This is a genomic window from Kitasatospora sp. NPDC004723 (assembly GCF_040609255.1).
Lineage (GTDB): Bacteria > Actinomycetota > Actinomycetes > Streptomycetales > Streptomycetaceae > Kitasatospora.
On sequence record NZ_JBEXJT010000033.1, the window covers coordinates 60793 to 81902 of the forward strand.

A 21110-nucleotide genomic window follows, 5' to 3' on the forward strand; every position below is an offset into this window, starting at 1 on the left:
GCCGCTTCGCTGAGACGCCCCGCCGCGGACGGGAGTTCGCCCGCCGGCCCGGCGCTCAGCCGTCGAGCAGCACCACGTCGACCTCGCTGCCGGCGGGCAGCTCGGTGACGTCCTCGGGCACGGTGATCAGGCAGTCCGCCCGGGCCAGCGCGCCGACCAGGTGCGATCCCGCGCCGCCGACCGGCTCGACCAGGCCGTCCCGCAGCTCGTACCGGCCGCGCAGGAACTGCCGGCGCCCGGCGGGCGAGCGCAGCGCCACCGGGCAGCGCGCCCGGACCACCGGGCGGTGGACGTCCTCGGCGCCGAGCATCGCGCGGATCACCGGGCGGACGAACAGCTCGAAGGAGATGTACGCGCTGACCGGGTTGCCGGGCAGGGCCATCAGCGGCACGCCCGCCCCGGGGCCGATCCGGCCGAAGCCCTGCGGCTTGCCGGGCTGCATCCGCAGCCGCCGGAAGTCGACCCCGCCGTACTCGGCGAAGACCTCCTTGACCACGTCGTACGCGCCGACGCTGACGCCGCCGCTGGTGACGATCAGGTCGGCCCGGCCGAGCTGGTCCTCCAGCACCGCGCGCAGCCTGGCCGCGTCGTCGGGCACGCCGCCGACCCGGTAGGCGATCGCGCCGGCGTCCCGCGCGGCGGCGGTGAGGGTGAAGCTGTTGGAGTCGGTGATCTGCCCGGGGCCGACCGGCGCACCGGGCTGGACCAGCTCGCTGCCGGTGGAGAGCACCACCACCCGCGGGCGCGGGCGGACGGTGGCGGTGGCCCGGCCGACCGCGGCGAGCAGGCCGAGCTGGGCGGGGCCGAGCCGGGTGCCGGCGGCCAGCACCCGGGTGCCGGCGGTGACGTCGCTGCCGCGGCGGCGGATGTGGGCGCCCTCGGCGACCGGGCGCAGCACCCGGACCTCCTCGCCCTCGACCGGGGCGCTCATCGCGTCGGCGGGGCGGCCGGTCCCGGTGCCGCCGTCGGTCCACTCGACCGGCGCGACGGCCTGGGCTCCGGGCGGGACGGGGGCGCCGGTCATGATCCGGGCGGCCTGGCCGGGGCCGACCTTGGGGAGGTCACCGACGCCGGCGGCGATGTCGCCGACCACCGTGAGCACCGAGGGGTACGCGGAGCCGGCGCCGACGGTGTCGGCCGTGCGCAGCGCGTAGCCGTCCATCGCGCTGTTGTCGAAGGCCGGCAGGTCCCCCTCCGCGAGCACGTCCTCGGCCAGCCGGCAGCCCTGCGCGTCGAGCAGCTGGAGCTCGATCGCGGGCAGCGGGCCGACGGTGGCCAGGACGTCGGCGAGGTGCTCGTCCACGGTCCACAGGCCGTCCGGACGGGCGGCGGAGCGGGTGGCCGGGGCCGGGCCCGCGGAGTCGTCGCAGCAGGCTGCGGGGGTGGTACCGCTCTCCGTGGACCCGGTCATCGGCGCGCTCGCTCTCTGTCGGTATGTCAGTCCTGCAGCTCGGAGGCGACGAACTCGCGCAGCCAGGTGCGGAAGTCCGGGCCGAGGTCCTCGCGCTCGGAGGCCAGCCGGACGATGGCGCGCAGGTAGTCCGCGCGGTCGCCGGTGTCGTAGCGGCGGCCCTTGAACAGCACGCCGTGGACCTGGCCGCCGGTGTCGGCGGGACGGTTGGTCAGCTCGCGCAGGGCGTCGGTGAGCTGGATCTCGCCGCCGCGGCCCGGCTCGGTCTCGCGCAGCACGTCGAAGACCGACGGGTCGAGCACGTAGCGGCCGATGACGGCGTAGTTCGACGGGGCGTCGGCGGTCTCCGGCTTCTCCACCAGATCGGTGACCTGGAAGACGTCGTCGCCGAAGCCGTTCGGCTTGACGGCGGCGCAGCCGTACAGGTGGATCTGGGAGGGGTCGACCTCCATCAGCGCGACGACCGAGCCGCCGAGCTCCTGCTGGACCTCGATCATGCGGGCCAGCAGCGGGTCGCGCGGGTCGATCAGGTCGTCGCCGAGGAGGACGGCGAAGGGCTGCCCGGCGACGTGCTGCTCGGCGACCGAGACGGCGTGGCCGAGGCCCTTCGGGTCGCCCTGGCGGACGTAGTGCATGTTGGCGAGCTCGACGGACTCGCGGACCCGGCGCAGACGGTCCTGGTCACCCTTGCGGGCGAGCAGCTCCTCCAGCTCGTAGGCGCGGTCGAAGTGGTCCTCCAGTGCGCGCTTGTTGCGGCCGGTGACCATCAGTATGTCGGACAGGCCGGCCGAGGCCGCCTCCTCGACGACGTACTGGATCGCCGGCTTGTCGACGACGGGCAGCATCTCCTTCGGAGTCGCCTTGGTGGCCGGCAGGAATCGGGTACCCAGACCGGCCGCGGGGACCACTGCCTTGGTTACCGGGGTACGGGAGTTCGTCGTCGTCATGCGTTTACCTTACTAAGGCACGTATTTCGCCTGACCGGGCGCAGTTGACCGATGCTTGGGCAGCACGTCGCCGGACCCGGCCGAAATGGCAGGCAAAGGGGACGTGGCGGGCGGGGTGAGGGGGTCCCCTCCGACACAGGGCGACAGACTACCCGCCTTTCCCGAACGGTCACGTTCGGCTGCGAAGACTCCTTCCGGCCGTACGGAAACACCCGTCGGAACAGCCGCCGGCACACCCTCCGGAACACCCGTCGGAGCGTCCGCCGCGACGGTCCGGGGCGCGGCCCGGCGCCGGCAGTCGCCGCCGGCCGCGCGGGCCGCCGCGAGCGCCCGGTCGGCGGCCCGCAGCAGCACCGCGGCGTGCGCGCCGTCCTCGGGCAGCACGGCCAGGCCGACCGCGGCGGTGAGCCCGTTGCCGTACGGGCGGCGGCCCTCCCGGTCGCCGGAGGACCAGTCCAGCAGCAGGTGGCGGCGGACCGACCAGACCAGCCGGTCGGCGACCTGGGCCGCACCCTCGGCGCCGGTGTCCGGCAGCACCACCAGGAACTCCTCGCCGCTGTACCGGCCGAGGGTGTCGGAGCGGCGGATCTCCATGCCGAGGCGCTGGGCGAGGTCGCGCAGCACCGTCCCGGCCCGGGCCCGGCCGTGCTCGGCGACCACCGCGTCGAAGCCGCTGATCTCCAGCAGCAGGACGGCCAGCGGGCGCGGCCCGTCCAGCGGGTCCGACCGCTCGGCCCGGCGGGCCCGGTCGATCTCCCGGTCCAGGGTGAGCTGGAGGTGCCGGTAGTTCCAGACGCCGGTGACCGGGTCGCAGGAGGCGGTGCGCTCCAGCTCGGCGTTGCGGGACTCCAGCGCGGCCAGGCGCTCGCGCAGGGCGGCCTCGCGCCGCGCCGCGCGGGCCGAGCCGCGCCGCAGCCGGCCGCCGAGCACGGCGGCGCCGGCCAGCGCGGGGGCGCTCAGCGCGGCCAGGGCCTGGACCAGCAGCGGGGTGGACATCGGGGGGCGCCTTCCGCGTGTCAGGCTCTGGGGCGTCCCGGTCGCACCGGGGTCGGGGTCCAGAGCGGTCGAGGTCGAGCGGTGGAGGAGCGGTGGAGCATCCCGTGCACAACGAGAAGAGCGAGCTGAGGACACGGCTGCTGTCCGAACGGCGGGCGCTGCCGCCCGAGGCCCGGGAGCGGGCCGCCGAGGCGCTGGCCGGGCACGCCGGCGAGCTGGCGGCCGCGGCGGCCACCGTGGCGGCGTACGTCTCGGTGGGCGCCGAGCCGGGCACCCGTCCGCTGCTGGACGCGCTGCGGGCGCGCGGGGTGCGGGTGCTGCTGCCGGTGCTGATGGCCGACAACGACCTGGACTGGGCTCCGTACGCGGGCCCGGAGGCGCTGGCCCCGGCCGGGCGCGGGCTACTGGAGCCGGTCGGCGAGCGGCTCGGTGCGCAGGCGGTGACCGAGGCCGGCCTGGTGCTGCTGCCGGGGCTGGCGGTGGACCGGCGGGGGCTGCGGCTGGGGCGCGGCGGCGGCTCCTACGACCGGGTGCTGGCCCGGCTGGAGCGGTCCGGGGCGCGGCCGGTGCTGGCGGTGCTGCTGTACGAGCACGAGTTGCTGGACCGGGTGCCGGCGGAGCCGCACGACCGGCCGGTGGACCTCGCGCTGACCCCCTCGGGCACGCACCGGCTGGGGTGAGCGGGCGGAGCACCCGGCCGTACGGCGACGGCCCCGCGCCCCGGGTGTCCGGGGGCGGGGCCGTCGGTGGTCGGGGCCGTCGGGCCGGCGCCGCGGGGCGGCGTCAGCCGCTGGTCAGCGTCAGCTTGTGCTTGGTCGCCTTCTCGACCGCGTCCGGCGAGTACGACCAGGTCAACAGCTTGCCCTTGAGCCAGAGGTCGGTCTGGTCGTTGTAGTTCTCGTGGAAGGCGTGGCCCGAGGCGCCGCCGACGTTGATCCAGCGCGAGGCGTCGAGGTCGTTCAGGTCGATCACCATGCGCATCGACGGGATCCAGTCGACCTGGTACCCGGCGGCCGCGTTCCAGCCCGCCGCGTCGACCGCCGCCGAGCCGCCGGAGAGGCGGTACGGGCCGCGGTTGAGCAGCTTGTGGACGGCGCCCGAGGCGATCGAGGAGTCGTCCGAGCCGAGGGTGCGCTCGCGCAGCTCCAGCTTGTGCAGCCGGCCCCAGCTCCAGGTGGTGATGTCCTTGGTGAGCAGCGAGGTGAGCTCCTGGCGGGCGTTGGTCATCGCCTCGCGCAGCAGGTTGTCCAGGCCCTTCTGCTCCTTGTGCTGGGAGTCGATGTACGTCCACCAGCCGCTGTCGGGCTTCTCCAGCTGCTGCCGGACCACCTCGTTCCAGCGGTCGCCGCCGTCCGGCTGCGCCCGGCCCGGGTCACGGGTGCCGCACTCGGTGACGATCTTCGACTTGCTGTCCGGCTTGGTCGGGTCGGCCTGCTCGCGGACCAGCAGGCAGTTGTCCTTCGCCCGCAGGTCGGCCGGGAACTTCTGGCCGAAGGCCAGGGTGAGCAGCTGGCGCCAGACGCCGTTGTAGTAGGCGGCGGCGGCCGAGTCGGCGTCCTGGTGGTAGTTCCAGTCCTTCAGCAGGTCCTGGGCCTCGCGCACGTAGGGGTCGTCGATCTCGACCTTGAGCAGCATCGGGACCAGCGTCTTGGCCAGGATGCTGGTGTTGTCCAGCTGCATGTCCTGCATGTCGTCCGGCGAGATCTTGCCGTTGTTCTTGAGCTTGGCCTCGATCTGGTCGGTGATCTCCTTGGCCCGGGTGCCGTACTCCCAGTCGCTGGTCAGCCCGTACTTGTACGAGGGCTCGACGACGGCCTGGTTGGCGGTGACGATGTAGCCGCTGGCGGGGTTGAGGCTCCACGGCAGGGCGCTGAACGGGACCGGGTCCTTCTTCCACTGGTAGGCGGAGTCCCAGCCCGGCGCCGGGTAGCGGCCGTCGCCCTTGCCGCGCACCGGGATGTACCCGGGGGCCTGGTAGCCGATGTTCTTGGCGTCGGCGTAGATGAGGTTCTGGGCCGGGACGGCGAAGTCCGCGGCGGCCTTCTGGAAGTCGTCCCAGCCCTTCGCGCGGTCGAGCGAGAAGATCGCGTCCATGGTCTTGCCCGGGATCAGCGCGGTCCACTGCAGGGCGACGCCGTAGCCGCCGGTGCCGCGGTCCGGGGCGGAGTCGCCGTTGGGGGCGTACTTGCCGACGTTCTGCTGCTCGGTGCTCGGGTCGGAGATCAGCGGGGCGCCGGTCTTCGTGGTGCGCACGGTGATGGTGCGGTCCTCGCCCCCGGCGACCTTGATGGTCTCCTTGCGGAGCTCGAACTTCTCCTCCTTGCCGTCCACCAGGTAGGTGTCCGGGCCGGTGACCTTCTCCAGGAAGAGGTCGGTGACGTCGGCGCCGAGGTTGGTGAGACCCCAGGCGATGTCCTTGTTGTGGCCGATGATCACACCGGGCATCCCGGCGAAGGTGAAGCCGGAGACGTCGTACTGGCAGGCCGGCGAGGCGGTCCGGCAGTGCAGGCCCATCTGGTACCAGACCGAGGGCAGGCCGGGACCGAGGTGCGGGTCGTTGGCCAGCAGCGGCTTGCCGGTGGTGGTGTGGCTGCCGGCGACCACCCAGGAGTTGGAGCCGATGCCCTGGCCGTTGCGGCCGAGCAGCTCGGGCAGCGCGTCGATCCGGTCGGTGACGTCCTTGAGCAGCGCCTTCGTGGCGGCGGCGCCCTGGGCGGTGCCGGTACCGGTGCCGCCGGTCGTACCGGTGCCGGTGCCGTTGCCCGCCGGGGTGGAGCCGTCGGCCGGCTTGTAGGCGGTGCCGTTGACCGTGCCGGTCTTCACGATCGTGCCGTTGCGGGCGTACGGGTAGTCCGGGTACAGCTCGTCGATCTTCTCCCGGCTGAAGTCCTGGGCGAGCAGCGAGCGGTCGATCTCCTCCTGGAGGTTGCCCGAGAGGTCCCAGGCCATCGCCTTGAGCCAGGACACCGAGTCGACCGGGGACCACTGCTCGGGCTTGTAGCCGCCGTTGACGACGCCGAGCAGGCCGTACTCCAGCGAGGCGGAGGAACCGCCCGGGTGCTCGGCGAGCCAGGCGTTGACGCCGTCCGCGTAGGCCTGGAGGTTCTTCTTGGTGTCCGCGCTCAGGACGGTGTCGAACTCCTTCTGCGCGACCTGGCGCCAGCCCATGGTGCGGATCATGGAGTCGGTCTCGACCTGGCTGTCGCCGAACATCTCGGAGAGCCGGCCCGCGGTGATGTGCCGCCGGACGTCCATCTCCCAGAAGCGGTCCTGGGCCTGGACGTAGCCCTGGGCGCGGAAGAGGTCCTCGGAGGTGTCGGCGTAGAGCTGCGGGATGCCGTTGGCGTCGCGCTTGACGTCGACCGGCGCGCTCAGGCCCGCCAGCTTGACGCTGCCGTCGACCTCCGGGAAGGACGCACGGACCGCGGCCACCCCCCGGTATCCGCCGTAGCCGGCGCCGGCCACCAGCAGCACGACCAGCACGATCACGATCAGACGGGCGCGCCGGAACTTCTTGGAGCGGGGCATCTGGGTCCTTGCGGTCCTCACTGGGGGGCGGGCGGACATGTCAGGAGCACGGAGCCGTGACAGAGGACCACATTAGGCCGCCCCGGCTGGCGGCCGTGCACGGGGGACGCTCACGGTGGGATCGGGGGAGGTCGGAAGCGGAGCCGGAGGCGGGGGTGACGGAACCGTCGACAAGTGAACTTAAAGATATGGCAAAATGTTAGACTGAGTAACGATCCGCAAGGGGAGTAAGTCGGTGCCTTCCGCCGCCACCCCCTGTCGGTACCGCGTCCGCCGCCCGCTGCCACGCCCGAGGTGCCCCTGCGTGAATGTCGACCACCTGAACCAGCTGCTCCTCGAGTTCTCCGTGATCCTGCTGGTCGCGGTGGTCGCCGTGCGGGTGTCCACGAAATCGGGCCTGCCCAGCCTGCTGATCTACCTCGGCATCGGCGTGGCACTCGGCCAGAACGGCCTGGGCATCTCGTTCAACAACGCCGAGCTCACCCAGGTGCTCGGCTACGCGGCACTGGTGGTGATCCTGGCCGAGGGCGGCCTCAAGACCAACTGGCGCGAGGCCAGACCGGTGATGCCGGCGGCCACGGTGCTGGCCACCGTCGGCGTGGGGATCAGCGTCGCCGTCACCGCGGCCGGCGCGCACTACCTGGTCGACCTGGACTGGCGGACCTCGCTGCTGCTCGGCGCGATCGTCTCCTCCACCGACGCCGCGGCCGTCTTCTCGGTGCTGCGGACGGTGCCGCTGCCCCGCCGGCTGACCGGCCTGCTGGAGGCCGAGTCCGGCTTCAACGACGCACCCGTGGTCATCCTGGTCGTCTCCTTCGCCACGGTCGGCGCGCACGACTCCTGGTACGTGCTGCTGGGCACGATCGCCGCCGAGCTGGCGGTCGGCCTGGCCATCGGCCTCGCGGTCGGCAAGCTGGGCGCGTTCGGCGTCAAGCGCGTCGCGCTGCCCTCCTCCGGCCTCTACCCGATCGCCGTCATGGCGCTCACCGTGCTCGCCTACGCCGGCGGCGCGCTGCTGCACGGCTCCGGCTTCCTCGCCGTCTACGTCAGCGCGGTGATCCTCGGCAACGCCAAGCTGCCGCACGGGCCCGCCGTGCGCGGCTTCGCCGACGGCCTGGCCTGGATCGGGCAGATCGGCATGTTCGTGCTGCTCGGCCTGCTCTGCGCCCCCGAGTCGATGGGCTCGGCCGTGGTGCCCGCGCTGGTGATCGGCGCGGTGCTGGTCTTCCTCGCCCGGCCGCTCTCGGTGGTGCTGACCCTGACGCCGTTCGGGCTGCCGGCCCGCGAGCAGGCCCTGCTCAGCTGGGCCGGGCTGCGCGGCGCGGTGCCCATCGTGCTGGCCACCATCCCGCTGGTCTCCGGCGCGCCGCTGGCGCAGGACGTCTTCAACATCGTCTTCATCCTGGTCGTGGTCTTCACCCTGCTCCAGGGCCCGACCCTGCCCTGGGTCGCCAAGGCCCTGCGGATCGGCGAGGGCTCGATGGGCCAGGACCTCGACATCGAGTCCGCGCCGCTGGAGAAACTGCACGGGCACCTGCTGTCGGTCGCGCTGGCGCCGGACTCGAAGATGTCCGGCGTGGAGGTCAGTGAGCTGCGGCTGCCGGCCGGGGCGGCGGTGACCCTGGTGGTGCGCGAGGGGAACAGCTTCGTGCCGGACCGGACGACCGTGCTGCGCGGCGGGGACGAGCTGCTGGTGGTGACCACCGACGAGGTCGGCGAGGCGGCCGAGCGGCGGCTGCGGGCCGTGGACAAGGGCGGCAAGCTGGCCGACTGGCTGAACGGGCGGGGCGGCTGAGCGGGCGGGGCGGCTGAAGCTTCGATCTGGTGTTCGAGTGTTCACCCCGATGTCACGGGCCAAGTTCGGGTCCGTCCGGTAAGGTCGGGGTGAGCGCGCGTCTACGCGCGTAAATTTCTTTGGTTGATACACCGAATCCCCAACATCTGTCTGAAGCAGAGTTGGCGCGACCGCTCGGCGGCCGCGGCCCGGCCCCGGCCCACCGCCGGACCGGCCCGGTATCTACCCCGGTCGACGCGCGAGAGGACGACTCTCGGCGCCGTCGGGGCCACACCATGCCCTGCCGCGCTACCAGGCAGCAGGAAGGACCGACCGTGACGGCGCGCCGAACGGTCGAGGACGTCGAGGACGTCCAGCCCGCCCTGGCCACCGCTCCCGCGGAGACCACCGCCGCCGAGGCCGCGACCGCGGTCGCCGCGCCCGCCCGCGTGGGCTACGGGGCGCTGCTGCGCACGCCCGGCGCCTGGACCTTCCTGGCCCCCGCGTTCGTCGCGCGGCTGCCCTACGCGATGCTCAGCATGGGCATCCTGCTGCTGGTCAAGGACACCCACGGCTCGTACGGCACCGCCAGCACCGTCGCGGCGGTGGCCGCCGTCGCCCAGGCGCTGATCGGCCCGCAGACCGGCCGGCTCGCCGACCGGTACGGCCAGGCCGCGGTGCTCGTCCCGGCCGTCCTGGTGCACGCGGTCTCGGTCGGCGCACTGATCGCGCTCGCGCTGGGGCACGCGCCGGCCTGGAGCCTCTTCCTGGCCGCCGCCCCCGCCGGGGCGAGCGTCCCGCAGATCGGCGCCATGGTCCGCGCCCGCTGGATCGCCACCTTCTCCGCCGAGGGCGCCCCGGCCACCTCCGCCGCCAAGGTGAGCACCGCCTTCGCCTTCGAGTCGGTGACCGACGAGTTCACCTTCGTGATCGGCCCGATCCTGGCCGCCGCCGTCGCCACCTCGGTCAACCCCGCGACCGGGCTGGTCGCCGAGGCCGCGCTGACCCTGGCCGGCGGCCTGGCCTTCGCCGCCCAGCGGCGCACCGCGCCCGCCCGGGTGGTGCGCGAGCCGGGCGTCCGGCAGGCCTCCGCGCTCGCCTCGCCCGGCGTCCGGCTGCTGGCCGGGGCCTTCCTCGGCGTGGGCACCGTCTTCGGCGGTCTGCAGGTCTCGGTGAACGCCTTCGCCGACTCGGTCGGGCAGCACGGCGCCGCCGGCACCGTGTACGGCATCTTCGCCGGCGGCTCGATGGTGGCCGGCGTGCTGTACGGCGTGATCGCCTGGCGGCGCCCCGTCCAGCAGCGGATGATCATCAGCTACGGCCTGCTGGTGCTGGGCTGCTCGACCCTGTGGGCGATGCCCGGCCTGGTCGCGCTCTCGATCGCCGGGCTGGTCTGCGGCCTGGCCATCGCGCCCACCCTGATCAGCGGCTACACCCTGGTCGAGACGCTGGTCGAGGACGGCGCCAAGACCGAGGCCTTCACCTGGCTGACCGGCGCCATCGGCCTGGGTCTGGCGACCGGCGCGACGGCGGCCGGGCAGCTGATCGACGCGCACGGGCCCTCGATCGGCTTCCTGGTGCCGGTGGCCGGCGCCGGGCTGGGCCTGATCGCGCTGGTGACCTTGCGGGGGCTGCTGGTTCCGCGGGCCGCGCGCGGCCCGGTGGTCGCGGACTCCGGGGATCGGGGCGCCCGCGGGCGGCTGGTGGGCGCGGCCGAGGGCTGAGCGGAACGGCCGGATCGGACCGGTGGCCCGACTCATCTCACATTCGAGTCGCTGGACTGATCCACCGGAATGCCGCATCATTGACCATCGTTAGCACTCATCAGGCGAGAGTGCCAGGAGGAAGACAAGTGCCCACGTACCAGTACCAGTGCACCGAGTGCGGCAACGGCCTGGAGGCGGTGCAGAAGTTCACCGACGAGCCGCTGACCACGTGCCCCGACTGCCAGGGGCGGCTCCGCAAGGTCTTCTCCGCGGTGGGCGTGGTCTTCAAGGGCTCCGGCTTCTACCGGACCGACAGCCGCTCGTCCTCCAGCAGCTCGGTGGGCGGGGCCTCGTCCTCCTCGTCGACGTCGGCCGCCTCGTCCTCGTCGGGCTCTTCGGGCTCGTCCTCGTCGAAGCCGTCGGCCCCCGCCGCGAGCCCCGCTCCGGCGGCCGGCTGAGCTTCGGCCGGGCACCGGCACCAGCTTTCCGGACGGCCCGCCGTTCCCGCTTCCAAGCGGGCGCGGCGGGCCGTCCGTCGTTTCCGGGGGCGGTCGGTTCACTCGTCGGAGTGAAGGTTTTTGTCCACAGCCCCGGGTTTTCCACAGGCCGGGAAAAGCCGCTTCCGGCGGCGGCGCGGGCGGCCCACAGTGGCGGTCAACGGAACCCGAAACCGACCCCGGAGGTGCCCGTGCGCACTGGTTCGCCCGTCCTGTCCCCCCGTCCGCTGCCGATCCCGCCGTTGCCCGCGCCGAGCGTGCCGCCCCGGCAGCCGGTGCCGTCGTTCCCGCCGATCGGGGGCCGTGCGGGCCCGCGCTGCCGACTGCGGCAGCTGCTGCGCTACCGCGCCCCCGTCCTGGCCGTGCTGCTGTTCGCGGCGGCGGCCGTGCTCACCCTCGGCCCGGTCCTGGCGGGGCCGCCCGCACCGGGAGCACCGCCCCCGGTGGGCCGAACGGGTTGTCCGGCGGAGGGGGGAGAAAGTCACCCGTGACCGTCGAACGGCTCCGTCGTTCACGCGGCATGAAAGGCTTCAAGGAATTCCTACTGCGCGGAAACGTCGTCGAACTGGCCGTCGCCGTGGTCATCGGCGCGGCGTTCACCAACATCGTCAACGCCTTCGTCAAGGGCGTGATCAACCCGATCGTCGGCGCGTTCGGAGCCAAGGACCTCGCGTCCTACAGCTCCTGCCTCAAGGGACCCTGCGAGCTGTCCGACACCGGCGAGGTCACGTCCGGGATCCTCATCCTCTGGGGCAGCGTGCTGAGCGCGGCCCTCCAGTTCCTGATCACCGCGGCCGTCGTCTACTTCTTCCTGATCCTGCCGATGACCAGGTTCACCGCCAAGCGCAAGACCCTGGCCGAGGTCCAGACCGAGGCCGAGGTCAAGGAGGTGGCACTGCTCACCGAGATCCGCGACGCCCTGGTCACCCGGGCCGGCTGAGGCCCGGCGGGGCAGGGCCGTCAGTCGCCGTGGTGCGGCGGGCGCTGGCTCAGGTACCAGTCCAGTCCCCGCCCACCGCTCTCCCCCGCTCCCGGGCGGTCGCCCCAGCCCGTGTCGGTGTCGTCCCGGGACTGCCGCTCCAGCGGATCGCCGAAGACCAGCCGGGCCTTCGCCGCCGCCCGCTCGGCCGGCTTCTTCTCGGCAGACTTCCTCTCGGCCGCCTGCCCGTCGACCGCCTGCTCTTCCGCCACCTTCGCCTCCACAGCTCCCGATCCTCCCCCGCCGACGTTCCCGCCCGCCCTCACCAGCCCCGCCGTCACCAGCCTAGAACGCCACCGGCACGACGGCGGGCCCGGTGCGGACCGCTTCCGCACCGGGCCCGCCGGCCGTCGTCACCCCCCGGACACGCCCGGGGCCCACGCCCCCGCGTCACGCCGCCTCGAAGCCCGCGTGGTCGGCGATCTTCTTCAGCTCGGCCAGCGCGTGCTTCTCGATCTGGCGGATCCGCTCACGGGTCAGCCCGTGCTGCTTGCCCACCTCGGTCAGGGTGCGCTCGCGGCCGTCCTCCATGCCGTACCGCGACCGGATGATCGAGGCCGTCCGGTCGTCCAGCCGTCCGATCAGGCCGTCCAGCTCCTCACGGCGGAGCATGACCATCACGGCGTCCTCCGGGGACGTCGCCCCGGTGTCCTCGACCAGGTCGCCGAACTGGGTCTCGCCCTCGTCGTCCACCGACATGTTCAGGCTGACCGGGTCCCTCGCCCAGTCCAGCACGTCCTTGATCCGGGCCTCGGTGGTGTCCAGCTCGGCCGCGATCTCGGCGGGCTCGGCCTCCCGGCCCAGCTCCTTCGACTTCTCCCGCTGCACCCGGCGGATCCGGCCGAGTTCCTCGACCAGGTGGACGGGCAGCCGGATGGTGCGCGACTGGTCCGCGATCGACCGGGTGATCGCCTGACGGATCCACCAGGTCGCGTAGGTGGAGAACTTGAAGCCCTTGGCGTAGTCGAACTTCTCCACCGCGCGGACCAGGCCCGCGTTGCCCTCCTGGATCAGGTCGAGCAGCGGCAGGCCGCTGCGCGGGTAGCGCCGCGCCACCGCGACCACGAGGCGGAGGTTGGACCGGATGAAGACGTCCTTGGCGCGCTCGGCGTCCTCGGCTATCGCCTCCAGCTCCTCGCGCCGCACACCCTCGGGAAGCCCGCCCTCGTCCAGCAGGTGCTGGGCGTACACGCCGGCCTCGATCCGCAGGGAGAGCTCGACCTCCTCGGCGGCATCGAGCAGGGGCGTCCTGGCGATCTCGTCGAGGTACATGCCGACCAGGTCACGGTCGGCCTCAAGGTTGGTCGGGCGGGCCGCGCGAGTCCGGTCGGCCCTGTCGCGAACGACGGCACGGGTGGCCATGCTTGCTCCCTTTGCTGGTGTTGCCGCGGTCTGGCTGCCTGCCCGGAGAGGGCAAGATGTGCGGGCCCCGAGGGCCTCACACGTAACGATCCAACGAACAGAATCCGGACAACATTCCCAAGTCGCTCAGACTTCTTCCGGCGATGCAGTATCCTGCCCGATTTCACCCGCGATGCGGACCGAGGGTGACGGATCGGCAACCGGATGTGTTCCTCCGGCCCCCTCGGCGCACCCCCGCGCACACCCTCCCTCCCCACAACCCCGCGGGCCGCGAGCGCGTTCCCGCGCGGGACGCACCCACACCCCGGCGCACGCAGGTCCTCCGCACAAAAGATGCCAAATCGCTATCGTCGCGGCGCACGATCGGCGTGGGCGGCTGGGAAGGTGTCAGCCATGCACCTGACCAACAGCTCGCCTTCCATCACCCCGCGTGATCGCCACCTGCTCCGGCACGCGGCACTCGCGGTCTGCTGCGCCGCGCTGTTCGCCGTCCTGGCGGCCCTGGTGCAGACCGGCTGGAGCCCGCTCTCCCGGCTCGACCGCGAACCGGTCGACCGCCTGCACCGCTTCGCGGCCGATCACACCGCGTGGACCGCCTCGGTCCAGCTGTTCTCCGACATCGGCGGAACGGTCACCATGCGCTCGGTGCTCGGCGCGGCCGCCCTGTGGCTCTGGCTGATCGGCGCCCGGACGCTGGGCGGCTGGGTCGCGGCCCAGACCCTGGCCGGCTGGGGCGGCCAGTGGGTGCTGAAGCTCTCCCTCGGCCGCCACCGCCCCACCTTCTCCGACCCGGTCGCGCACGCCGGCGGCCCGGCCCTCCCCTCCGGTCACGCGATGGCCTCGGCGATCGCCTGCGCCGTCCTGGTCGGCCTGCTCTGGCCCCGGGCGGGCCGGGCCGCGCGGATCACCGCCTGCTCGATCGCCGCGCTGACCGTCCTGGGGATCGGCGCCTCCCGGGTCTTCCTGGGCGTCCACTGGCCCAGCGACGTCCTGGGCGGCTGGCTGGCCGCCGGCATCGTCCTCGGCAGCGTCACCGTCCTCGTCGAACTCGCCCGCCCCGGTGCGCTGGCCCGCGACTTCCGCCGGGTGAACCGGCGCACCCGCCCCCGCGTCCAACGCGTGCTCGTCTCCCCCACCCACCGGCCCCGGACCCCCGCCGGCCGCACCCCGGATCCTTCCCCGGATCCCACGCCGGAGCCCAGCCCGGAGAAAACCGCCGACCACCCGGACGGCCTGCTGCGCTGACACCCCCTCACCCCGGAAAACGCCGCGGGCCCCCTCGATCGCAACCGAGGGGGCCCGCATTCACGTCATCCGCCGTGACCGGCGCTGTGCCCCAGGCAGGATTCGAACCTGCGACACCGGCTTTAGGAGAGCCGTGCTCTATCCCCTGAGCTACTGAGGCGGGGACGACCGCAGACAGCCTAGCGGATCGGGGGCGCGGGGGTGGGCGGCACGGAGCGGGCGGGCGGAGCGGCCGACGGTGGGTCAGGTGGGACGGGGGCCGTCCGCCCGGCCGATCGGGGCGCGGTTAGCCTGGGGGAACGGACCCTCGGACCGACGGGGTCCGGGGCCCCTCCGGCGGGGGAAGAGGACGGGAGCGGCAGATGGCGTCGGGTGACCGGTGGAACCGGGGCCCCGTCCTCCGTCTCGCACGGAAGACGGCCGGACCGTTCGTGTGGCTGGCCCCCGCGCTGGTCATGCTGACGGTGGGCGCCTACCGGCTGGGGACGCCGGCACTGTGGCGGGACGAGGTGGCGAGCTGGGTCTCGGCCACCCGGACGCTGGGCGACCTGCTGCGGATGCTGCAGCACGTGGACGCCAGCAACGGCGCCTACTACGTCCTGCTGCACTGCTGGACGACACTGTTCGGCGACTCCGAGATCTCGCTGCGGCTGCCCTCCGTCCTGGCGATGGCGGGCGCGGCCGCGTTCACCGCGCTGACCGCCGAGCGGCTGTTCGGCGGCCGGGTCGCGGGCGTCTGCGCCGGGCTGCTCTTCGCGATGGTCCCGCTGATCTCCCGGTACGCCCAGGAGGCCCGCTCGTACGCGCTGGTGACCTGTGCCGTCGCGGCGGCGAGCTGGTTCCTGCTGCGCGCCCTGGAACGGCCGACACTGGGCCGGTGGGCGCCGTACGGCCTGGCGATGGCGGTGGCCGGCGCGGCGCACCTGGTCTCGCTGAGTGCCCTGGCCGGTCAGGCCGCGCTGGTCGCTCCGTACCTGTGGCGGACCCGTGGACCGGCGCGGCGGAGGCTGCTCGCGGGGCTCGTGCTGGTGCTCGCCGCCCTGGTGGCGGCGGTGCTGCCGGTGGCGCTGCTGGGCCGCCGGCAGTCCGAGCGCCAGCTGGGCTGGCTCGGCCGGCCGACCCTGGACCAGCTGTGGCACTTCGGCGAGCCGCTGTTCGGCTCGGCCCGGGTCTTCCACGTCTTCCTGGTGCTGGCGCTGCTGGCCCTGGCGCTGCCCGGGCGGCGCGGTCCGGCGCTGCGGCTGCTGCTGCTCGCGGTGCTGCCGGTGCTGGCGGTCTGGGCCTTCTCGTTCGGCCCGACCTCGTACTTCCTCGACCGGTACCTGCTGTTCACGGTGCCCGCCTGGGCCGCGCTGGCCGGCTGCGGGATAGGCGCGGGCTACGCGGCGGTGACCGCGGCGGCCCGGCCCGGCCGGACCCCGCCGGAGGTGCGGGCGGCCGGCCTGCTGCTCGCGGTCGGCGTGGTGGCGGTGGCCGGGGTGACGGCCCTGCCGAAGCAGTCCCTGGTGCGCTACGCGGGCTCGCACGCGCAGTCGAAGGAGCCGTACCGGGAGGTGGCCCGGCTGATCGCGGCCGGCTACCGGCCGGGCGACGGGCTGGCCGTGCCGCTCGGCGACCAGGCCTGGTCGATGGTCGGCCCGGGTGTCTCCTACTACCTGCCGGCCGATGTCCGCCCGTACCCCCTGTTCGAGGCGACCGGGGCGGTCCGGGCCGAGGACCTCTTCCCGGTGCCGTGCCCGCACCCCGCCGAGTGCACCGGCACGGGCAGCCGCACCTGGCTGGTCGTGCTGGGCAACACCGCGGACCCGCTGGCCGCGGTGCCCGCCGACCAGGCGGACGCGCTGCGCGCCCGGTTCGGGACGCCGCAGCAGGTGACGCCGCTGGGCGGGATGACGCTGGCGCTGCTGGACGGGACCCGCACCGGGAGCTGAAGCCCCGTGTGCTCCGGCGGTCCGGGTGCGCGGGGCCCGGGACGGGGCGACCATGGAGCACGGCGACCATGGTCGGGAGGACGGCGGTGAGCGAGCAGCCGAACGGGCAACCGGCGGGCCCGGGCGGCGGCGACGACCGGGACGAGCGGGACGACCGGGACGAGCACGCCGCGCACGACGAGCGGCGGACCGCCCGGTGGCGGCACCGGTCGGCGGCCCTGGCCGGATCCGCCCGCGGGCTGCCCGACCAGGTCCCGATGGTCGGCCGGGCGCTGCACCAGCTGCTCCGGGTCAACCTGCTGGACTCCGCGACCCGGCTGGCCGCCCAGGCGTTCCTGAGCGCGCTGCCCGCCCTGTTCGTGGTCGCGGTCTTCGCCCCGACGGCGATCCGCAACGGCGTGGTGCACTCGCTCCGCAAGGAACTGGGCCTGCAGGGCCAGGCGGCGCACTCGGTGCAGCAGATGCTCGGGAGCGGGCACGAGCAGGAGACCGGCTTCGGGATGGTCGGCGCGCTGGTGACCCTGCTGTCGGCGACGGCACTGAGCCGGGCGATGCAGCGGGTCTGCGAACGCTGCTGGGAGCTGCCCAGGTCAGGGACCAGGGTGGCGGCCTGGCGCTGGCTGGCCTGGCTGCTGGTCTGGCTGGTCTGCCTGGCGTTCCAGACCCCGGTGAAGGACGGCTTCGGCCTGGGCGCCTGGCTGGGCGTGCCGCTGACCTTCCTGCTCGCGACGGCGCTGTGGTGGTGGACCCAGCACCTGCTGCTGGGCGCCCGGGTGCGCTGGCTGCCCCTCCTGCCGGGCGCGTTGCTCTGCGGCGTGGGGGTGGTGGGGATCGGGGTGGCCTCGCGGGTCTACCTGCCGGCCGCGATGAACCGCAGCATCGGCAAGTTCGGCCCGTTCGGCGTGGTGTTCACCGGCCTGTCCTGGCTGATCGTGGTGTTCACCGGACTGACCCTGGCCATCGCGCTGGGCCGGGTGGTGGCCGAGGAGGAGGCGGTCGCCCGGCTGCTGGGCTCGCGCACCGCACCGGGGCAGTGGGGCGGCCCGCGCTTCTGAGGCGCGGGCCGCCCGGAGCGGTTCAGCGGGCGCGCCTCACAGCGCTCGGGTCAGCCGGGAGACGATGGACGGCGGGGCGAGGTCGGAGCGGAGCACGACCGGCACCTCCACCCGGCTGTCGCCCTCGCCCGCGCGCAGCACGCCGACCTTGGTGCCGGCCGCCGCCTGGTGGCCGACCTTCAGCGGGTCCAGCACCAGGGTGCCGGTGACGCCGGGGAAGCCGGCCACCGTGAGGTCCTGGGCGGCGACCACCGGGACGGAGCCGCCGAGGCCGTCCTCGATCCGGCCGACCACGTCGCCCTGCTTGGCCAGGGTCTGCCCGGTGAGCCCGTCCTGCGCGGCCTGGATCTGCTTGGCGCTGACGGTCTGCACCACCTTGAGGATGCTCGGCTCGGCGGTGGTCGCCGGCTGGCCCAGGGTGACGCCGAGGATCAGCCGCCGCACGCCGGCGATCTCCTTGTAGGCGGCCCACATCAGACAGCCGCCGGCCGGGGTGCTGGAGCCGGTCTTGACGCCGATGATGCCGTTCTTCGGGGAGATCAGGGTGTTGGTGTTGGAGATCTTCTGGTTGTTGAAGGTGGTGTCCGGGGTGGAGACGATCTGCCGGAAGATCTCGTCCTGCATCACCTGTCCGGCCAGCTTCAGCTGGTCCTTGGCGGTGCTCTTGGTCTCCGGGTTGAAGCCCGCCGGGTCGGTGTAGGTGGTGTTGGCCATGCCGAGCCTGGCGGCGGCGTCGTTCATCTTCTTGACGAACGCCTCCTCCGACCCGGCGTCCCAGCGGGCCAGCAGCCGGGCGACGTTGTTGGCGGAGGGCAGCATCAGCAGCTCCAGCGCCTGGTACTGGCTGATCTGCTGGCCCTCGGTCAGGGTGACCCGGGACTCGTCGACGTTGCCGGACTCCTGGGCGGCCTGCTTGTCGACGGTGATCTTCGGCCCGGCCTCGCCCTTCTTCAGCGGGTGTGCCTGGAGGACGAGGTAGGCGTTCATGACCTTGGTGACGCTGGCGATCGAGGCCGGCGTCTCCGGGCCGGAGCTGCCCAGGCTGCCGATGCCGACCACCTCGGCGGCCGACTGCCCCTTGGCGGGCCAGGCCAGGTCGAGCGGGGCGCCGGGGAAGCCGAAGCCGTCGGCGGCGGTCATCCGCACCTTGCCGGCCGGCAGCGGGCGCAGCAGTTGGCCGGTGACCACGGCGCCGAGGACGACGGCGAGGAAGAGCGTCCAGATGGTGATCCGCTTGAGCGCGCGGCGCAGCGGCGAGACCGGCCGGCCGTTGAGCGCGGCCAGCACCTCCATCGCCTCGGAGGTGGATTCCGGGAAGGGCTGCGGCTCCGGCGCGGGCGCCGGCAGCGGCTCGGGGGTCGGCAGCGGGTCGGGCACGGGCAGCGGCTGCGGGGCCGGGGCGGGCTCCGGCTTCGGCTTCGGCGCGGGGGCGGGCAGCGGCTCCGGGCCGGGGACCGGCTCGGGTTCGGGCAGCGGCTTCGGCTCCGGCTGCGGCTCGGGAACCGGCTCCGGGACGGGGGCCGGCTCCGGCAGCGGGCCCGGAGCGGGCGGTGCCGGGACGGTGTCCGCGTCGGCGACGGCCGCGGAAGCGGCCGCGACGGCGGGGAGGCGCAGGACGCGGGTCCGTTCGGCGTTCTCCCGCTTCTCGAACTTCTCGGCGCGCGCGGCCGGCTCGGTCTCCGTCCCGGAGGTCCCGGAGGTCTCGGTGTCGACGTCGGAGGCATCGGAGGCATCGGACGCGTCGTCGACGGCGGCTTCGGCCTCGGCGGCCGGACGGCCCTCCCGACCGCCCGCCGGACCGGTCCGCATGGCGAGACGGGGGTCGGTGCCGGCCGGGCGTTCCGGCGCATCGGCCCCGGCCGCACCGGCTGGCTCGGCAGTGCCGCTCGCCGTGGCACCGGCGGGCTCGCGCAGCTCATCGGGCAGGCGCAGTGCGGTGGTCCTGTCGTCGGCGGGCAGCCGCAGGGACGTGGTGGCCTGGTCGGCGGGCAGTCGCAGGGAGGTCGTCCGGATGTCCGCATCCCGGACGCGCAGCTGCACCGTGGGGCCCGGCCGGACCGCCGGCGCCGCCTTGTCGGCCTCGGCCGGGTCGGCCTCCCGGTCACCGTCCGAGTCCGAGTCCGCGTCGGCGTCTGCGGAGGAGCCGGCGGCGGGGGTGGGGGCGTCGGCGGCCTCGGCGGACGCTTCCGGCTGCTCGGGCTCCCCCGCCGCCGGGCCCGCCGCCGTCGCGGCCGTCTCCTCGGCCACCGCGTCGGAACCGGCCCGTTCGCCGGCCCGTTCGCCCTCCCGCTCCCGCACCCGCTCGCCGTCCCGCAGCACCCTGTCGGGGGACTCGCCCACGTAACCCAGCCTCCTCAACGCCCGGCGGGGCACCGGCAAGCCCGTATTTCGGGAAGCCGGCACCCCGCCCCGTGTACCTGTACAGTCTCCGCCACCGGCGCCCGAATCCGGCCGCCCACACCCCGCCCGACCGGCGCTTATTGCCGCGGCACGGCCGCGCTCCGGCCTGTTCAACGGTCAGACGCCGGGCCCGCCACGGCCGGTTCCCCCGCTCGATCGCAAGGTCACGATTCGGAGGCGTACTCGACAAGCCCGTGTGAGAGGCGTCACGCTGTTTCCCATCCACGCGGGGAGGCTTGGATGGGCAAGAGCCGCAGAACTGTTCCCGAGGAACTCTTGCTGCTCGCTTTGGACCCGACCACGGGCACCACTGCGCAGCCGCAGACCCTCGACCTCGGACTCGCCGGGGCCCAGCTCGTCGAGCTGTCCCTGGCCGGACGGATCATTCCGGAGGGCGACCGGATCGCCGTGGTGCTGCCACGGCCGACCGGCGACCCGACACTCGACCACGCGCTGGAACTGCTGCGACGACGCGGCAGCCCGGTCCGCGCGGCGCACTGGATCGGCGGGCCCCGACTGGGGCTGCGGCAGACCTATCTGGCGCACCTGGAGCGGTGCGGCATGGTCACCGCCGTGCCCGGTCAGGTGTGCGGGGTGCTGCCGACGACGCGCTACCAGGCGTCGGACGACTGCACCAACGCCGCGATCAAGCAACGGCTGGACACCGCGATCCGCACCGGCGTGCCGCCGGACCCACGGACGGCGGCGCTCGCCGCGCTGGCGCACTCGGTCGGGCTGGGCAAGCACCTCTACCCGGGCAACGAGGGCCGTTCCTCGCGATCCCGGCTGCGCGATCTGATCCGCTACGACCCGCTGGGCGGGATGGTCGCGCACGCCGTGATGGACGTGCAGAACGGCCTGCCGGGCCAGCAGAACCGTTCCGCCCAGGCCGGACCGGCCGCGGCGGGCTCGGGCGGCCGGGCCGGCCAGCGCCCGGCGGCCGGACGCGGCAGCGGCGGCGGACGGGTCGCGGCGTCCCGCGTCGGGGTCCGCTGACGCCTCCGCGCGCCTCCGCGATGCCTCCGTGGCCGCGGAACCGACCGGATCGCACGGCCCCACGGGACCGCGCGGTGCGACGGTGCCCCGCGGCGCCGGGGCCGGCCGCCGGACCCCCGGGGCCGTACCCGGAGCCGGACGCACCCCCGCCGCACCACCTGGCGCGCCGGCCATCGACCGGCGCGCGGAGCAGCGCACACCGCACCGCTCACGCCCTACGGCGGCGATGAGCAACCAGCAGCACCCGCACCGAGAAGGGGCGGTCGCCCGCGACGGAAGTCGC

General features: G+C 74.0%; 17 protein-coding genes and 1 tRNA gene. 10 read left to right on the forward strand and 8 right to left on the reverse strand.

Annotated elements, in window-relative coordinates; translation table 11 throughout:
* Window positions 1-55 precede the first annotated feature (55 nt).
* Genes glp through ABZW10_RS26735 form a run of 3 tightly spaced genes read right to left on the reverse strand, consistent with a single transcriptional unit; the run spans window position 56 to window position 3354 of the window.
* Entirely contained in the window at window positions 56-1411 is a 1356-nt protein-coding gene (glp, locus tag ABZW10_RS26725; RefSeq protein ID WP_355370306.1) for a gephyrin-like molybdotransferase Glp, read from the reverse strand.
* 26 nt (window positions 1412-1437) lie between these two features.
* Entirely contained in the window at window positions 1438-2358 is a 921-nt protein-coding gene (gene galU / locus ABZW10_RS26730; protein WP_355370309.1) for a UTP--glucose-1-phosphate uridylyltransferase GalU, read from the reverse strand.
* 12 nt (window positions 2359-2370) lie between these two features.
* Window positions 2371-3354 (reverse strand): GGDEF domain-containing protein, encoded by a 984-nt coding sequence (locus ABZW10_RS26735; protein ID WP_355370311.1) that lies wholly within the window; start codon window positions 3352-3354, stop codon window positions 2371-2373.
* Window positions 3355-3446: 92 nt separating this feature from the next.
* Between ABZW10_RS26735 and ABZW10_RS26740 the strand changes: the two genes are divergently transcribed.
* On the forward strand, window positions 3447-4034 hold the full coding sequence (locus tag ABZW10_RS26740; RefSeq protein WP_355370313.1) for a 5-formyltetrahydrofolate cyclo-ligase: 588 nt from the start codon (window positions 3447-3449) through the stop codon (window positions 4032-4034).
* Window positions 4035-4137: 103 nt separating this feature from the next.
* On the opposite strand, the gene ABZW10_RS26745 is transcribed toward ABZW10_RS26740, so the two are convergent.
* A complete protein-coding gene (locus ABZW10_RS26745) occupies window positions 4138-6882 on the reverse strand; it encodes a penicillin acylase family protein (RefSeq protein ID WP_355370316.1) in 2745 nt (914 codons plus the stop codon).
* Window positions 6883-7186: 304 nt separating this feature from the next.
* Between ABZW10_RS26745 and ABZW10_RS26750 the strand changes: the two genes are divergently transcribed.
* The 5 genes from ABZW10_RS26750 to mscL all read left to right on the forward strand — a co-directional run bounded on the left by ABZW10_RS26750 (window position 7187) and on the right by mscL (window position 11799).
* On the forward strand, window positions 7187-8677 hold the full coding sequence (locus ABZW10_RS26750; protein WP_355370318.1) for a potassium/proton antiporter: 1491 nt from the start codon (window positions 7187-7189) through the stop codon (window positions 8675-8677).
* Window positions 8678-9105: 428 nt separating this feature from the next.
* On the forward strand, window positions 9106-10380 hold the full coding sequence (locus tag ABZW10_RS26755; RefSeq protein WP_355370372.1) for an MFS transporter: 1275 nt from the start codon (window positions 9106-9108) through the stop codon (window positions 10378-10380).
* Window positions 10381-10508: 128 nt separating this feature from the next.
* On the forward strand, window positions 10509-10820 hold the full coding sequence (locus ABZW10_RS26760; RefSeq protein WP_355370320.1) for an FmdB family zinc ribbon protein: 312 nt from the start codon (window positions 10509-10511) through the stop codon (window positions 10818-10820).
* A 230-nt stretch (window positions 10821-11050) separates the two neighbouring features.
* Window positions 11051-11350: a hypothetical protein gene (locus tag ABZW10_RS26765; protein ID WP_355370323.1), complete on the forward strand. Its 300-nt coding sequence runs from the start codon at window positions 11051-11053 to the stop codon at window positions 11348-11350.
* Window positions 11351-11379: 29 nt separating this feature from the next.
* On the forward strand, window positions 11380-11799 hold the full coding sequence (mscL, locus tag ABZW10_RS26770; RefSeq protein ID WP_355370375.1) for a large conductance mechanosensitive channel protein MscL: 420 nt from the start codon (window positions 11380-11382) through the stop codon (window positions 11797-11799).
* Window positions 11800-11819: 20 nt separating this feature from the next.
* Here mscL and ABZW10_RS26775 read toward each other — a convergent pair whose 3' ends face one another.
* A complete protein-coding gene (locus tag ABZW10_RS26775) occupies window positions 11820-12050 on the reverse strand; it encodes a hypothetical protein (protein ID WP_355370326.1) in 231 nt (76 codons plus the stop codon).
* A 178-nt stretch (window positions 12051-12228) separates the two neighbouring features.
* A complete protein-coding gene (locus ABZW10_RS26780; protein ID WP_350553867.1) occupies window positions 12229-13200 on the reverse strand; it encodes a sigma-70 family RNA polymerase sigma factor in 972 nt (323 codons plus the stop codon).
* A gap of 393 nt (window positions 13201-13593) precedes the next feature.
* Between ABZW10_RS26780 and ABZW10_RS26785 the strand changes: the two genes are divergently transcribed.
* On the forward strand, window positions 13594-14445 hold the full coding sequence (locus ABZW10_RS26785) for a phosphatase PAP2 family protein (protein WP_355370329.1): 852 nt from the start codon (window positions 13594-13596) through the stop codon (window positions 14443-14445).
* Window positions 14446-14532: 87 nt separating this feature from the next.
* On the opposite strand, the gene ABZW10_RS26790 is transcribed toward ABZW10_RS26785, so the two are convergent.
* Window positions 14533-14605: transfer RNA gene (locus ABZW10_RS26790), tRNA-Arg, on the reverse strand.
* Between the two features lie 271 nt (window positions 14606-14876).
* On the opposite strand from ABZW10_RS26790, the gene ABZW10_RS26795 reads away from it, so the two are divergent.
* Both ABZW10_RS26795 and ABZW10_RS26800 read left to right on the forward strand, forming a co-directional pair.
* Complete coding sequence (locus ABZW10_RS26795; RefSeq protein WP_355370331.1) at window positions 14877-16376, forward strand: glycosyltransferase family 39 protein; 1500 nt, start codon at window positions 14877-14879, stop codon at window positions 16374-16376.
* Between the two features lie 86 nt (window positions 16377-16462).
* Window positions 16463-17431 (forward strand): YhjD/YihY/BrkB family envelope integrity protein, encoded by a 969-nt coding sequence (locus tag ABZW10_RS26800; RefSeq protein WP_355370334.1) that lies wholly within the window; start codon window positions 16463-16465, stop codon window positions 17429-17431.
* A 36-nt stretch (window positions 17432-17467) separates the two neighbouring features.
* On the opposite strand, the gene ABZW10_RS26805 is transcribed toward ABZW10_RS26800, so the two are convergent.
* Complete coding sequence (locus ABZW10_RS26805) at window positions 17468-19771, reverse strand: D-alanyl-D-alanine carboxypeptidase (RefSeq protein WP_355370336.1); 2304 nt, start codon at window positions 19769-19771, stop codon at window positions 17468-17470.
* Window positions 19772-20071: 300 nt separating this feature from the next.
* On the opposite strand from ABZW10_RS26805, the gene ABZW10_RS26810 reads away from it, so the two are divergent.
* On the forward strand, window positions 20072-20827 hold the full coding sequence (locus tag ABZW10_RS26810; protein WP_355370339.1) for a GPP34 family phosphoprotein: 756 nt from the start codon (window positions 20072-20074) through the stop codon (window positions 20825-20827).
* Window positions 20828-21110: the final 283 nt, after the last annotated feature.